General features: G+C 67.3%; 3 protein-coding genes and 1 pseudogene. All 4 read right to left on the reverse strand.

The window, feature by feature from the left end:
* Positions 1 to 174 precede the first annotated feature (174 nt).
* Positions 175 to 945 (reverse strand): ABC transporter permease, encoded by a 771-nt coding sequence (locus IJH84_RS25125; protein ID WP_295149775.1) that lies wholly within the window; start codon positions 943 to 945, stop codon positions 175 to 177.
* Positions 942 to 1,184, reverse strand: coding sequence for a hypothetical protein (locus tag IJH84_RS25130; RefSeq protein WP_295149777.1), 243 nt, complete (start codon positions 1,182 to 1,184; stop codon positions 942 to 944). The genes IJH84_RS25125 and IJH84_RS25130 overlap by 4 nt, the downstream gene beginning before the upstream one ends.
* Positions 1,185 to 1,355: 171 nt before the next feature.
* The gene (locus tag IJH84_RS25135) at positions 1,356 to 2,102 is read right to left on the reverse strand and encodes an ABC transporter ATP-binding protein (RefSeq protein ID WP_295149779.1); all 747 of its coding nucleotides are present in this window, start codon (positions 2,100 to 2,102) and stop codon (positions 1,356 to 1,358) included.
* A pseudogene (locus IJH84_RS25140) lies at positions 2,102 to 2,343 on the reverse strand (ABC transporter permease); the annotation flags it as partial. The pseudogene IJH84_RS25140 and the gene IJH84_RS25135, both read right to left, overlap by 1 nt.

The raw sequence follows: 2,343 nt of genomic DNA on the forward strand, positions 1-2,343 counted from the left end.
GGATCCGATGGAGCCGTGCCGCGGCCGGGGCGACTCGGCCGGAGCCGCGGTGTTCGCGGACATCGCGCTGCATCCGGTCACCGTCGCGGCGACGAGGGCGAGCAGGGACGCCAAAGTGCGATTTCCGGCTCGTGAGAACACGAGTGTCACCTCCGTAGTCGAGTGGCCGCGGGGTCACAATCCGCGAGGGTGCAGCACGTCTTCGGCGATGCTCGCCAGCCAGTCGATCAGCACTGCCAGTGCGGCGACCAGGACGCTGCCGACCACGAGCACGTGGTTGCGGCTGGAATTGATCCCGTTGGAGATCACGTCCCCGAGCCCGCCCGCGCCGATGAACGTTCCCAGCGCAACGGTGCCGACCGTGATGACCAGAGCGGTGCGGACTCCGGCCAGCATGATCGGCACCGCCAGCGGGATTTCGATGTTCCAGAGCACCGCGGCGCGGGTCATGCCCATGCCGCGTGCGGACTCGATCACGGAGGGGTCGACCTGTTGCAAGCCGGCGATGGTGTTGCGCAGTACCGGCAGGACGCCGTAGAGCAGGAAGGCGATGATCGCGATGTGGTCGACGCCGAGGCTGACGAACGTCACCGCCAGGAGCACTATCAGTCCCAGGGAAGGCACGGCTTGGCCGATGTTCGCGGCCGCCAGCAGCGGCGCCGAGATCCTGCCCGCCCAAGAACGGGTCAACAGCACCCCCACCGGGATGGCCACCGACAAGATCAGCGTCGTAACGATCGCCGTCAGCACCAAGTGCTTTGCGGTGCGGCTGAGCAGGTACTCGACATTCAGACTGCGCTGTTCGATCAAATCCAACGGCTGGACCGAGATGTAGCCGTACAGTGCGAGCAGCACAGCGGCCAGGACCAGCGGCGTGACCGCGTACCGGACGGAACGCGCCGCGACCGTCGCCGATCCGCCGGTGTCTTGCGCGAGCGCGCTCACGAGGACACCTCCAGCAGGTCCGGTCGGCCTGGGAGTTGGACGTTGCTCAGCTCCCGGATGGAGTCGAGTCGCAGGACGCCGCGGGAACGGCCTTGTTCGTCGACGACGACGGAAGCCGAGGAATTGACGGACAACATCTGGTCCAACGCCTCGAACAACGTGTGCCTCGGACCCAGCGGCGAGATCAACGGGACAGCAGCGTCCCGGTCGTCGGGCCGGTTGCGAGGTTGCCAGCCCAACGGGCGGCGTTCGGAATCCAGCAGCAGAAGGAATTCCTCGTCGGTTCGGGTGGCGACGGCGACGCGTTCGGCGTCCTCGGCGGAGTCATCGACCGTCGGCCACCGCGGGATGTCGAGGTCGGCGAGCCGGGTCAGCGAGAGCCGCTTGACCGCGGTCCCCGAACCCAGGAACTACCGCACGAAGTCGTCGGCGGGCTCGCCGAGGATGCGTTCCGGGACGTCGTACTGGGCGATGCGGCCGCCGTCGCGGAAGATCGCGATCCGATCTCCCATCTTGATCGCCTCGTCGATGTCGTGGGTGACGAACACGATCGTCTTGCGCAGCTGGGCTTGGATGCGCAGCAACTCGTTCTGCAGCGCCTCCCGGTTCAGCGGGTCGATCGCACCGAACGGTTCGTCCATCAGCATCACTGCGGGGTCGGCCCCGAGCGATCGGGCCACCCCGACCCGTTGCTGCTGGCCGCCGGACAACTGCTTCGGGTACCGGCCGCGGTAGTGCTGCGGGTCGAGCCCGACGAGATTCAGCAATTCATCGACACGTTCGGCGATGGACCCCGCATCCCAGCCGAGCATGCGAGGGACGGTGGCGATGTTGCTCGCGACGGTGCGGTGCGGGAACAAGCCGGTCTGCTGGATGGTGTAGCCGATCTTGCGGCGCAACCGGTCCGCTCGCACCTCGGTGACGTCGGTGCCACCGAGGTGGATCCGGCCCGCGGTCGGTTCGATCAATCGGTTGATCAGCTTCATCGTCGTGGTCTTGCCGCACCCGGAGGGGCCGACGAATGCCACGATCCGACCGGCGGGCACGTCGAGGGTCAACTCGTGCACGGCAGGTTCCGGGCGGCCGGGGTAGGACTTGGTGAGCCGGTCGAGGCGGATCATGGCCTCGCCGCCCGATCCGTGGATGGCCTCGGACATTACAACCCCATCAACGTGGTGAGTCGGTTCAGCACGGCGAACAGCGAGTCGAAAAGCACGGCCAGCAACACGATGGCGGCCACGCCCTCCACGGTCAGGTAGATCGCGAACGGCGTGCCCGCTTTGGCCAACCCGTCAAGGATCAGGTTCCCCAGACCGGGTCCGTTGACCGCCGCGGCGATCGCGGCGATGCCCAGCAGCAACTGGGCGGCCACCCGCATCCCGGTGAGCACTACCGGCC

The organism is Saccharopolyspora sp. (assembly GCF_017434145.1).
GTDB lineage: Bacteria > Actinomycetota > Actinomycetes > Mycobacteriales > Pseudonocardiaceae > Saccharopolyspora_C > Saccharopolyspora_C galaxeae.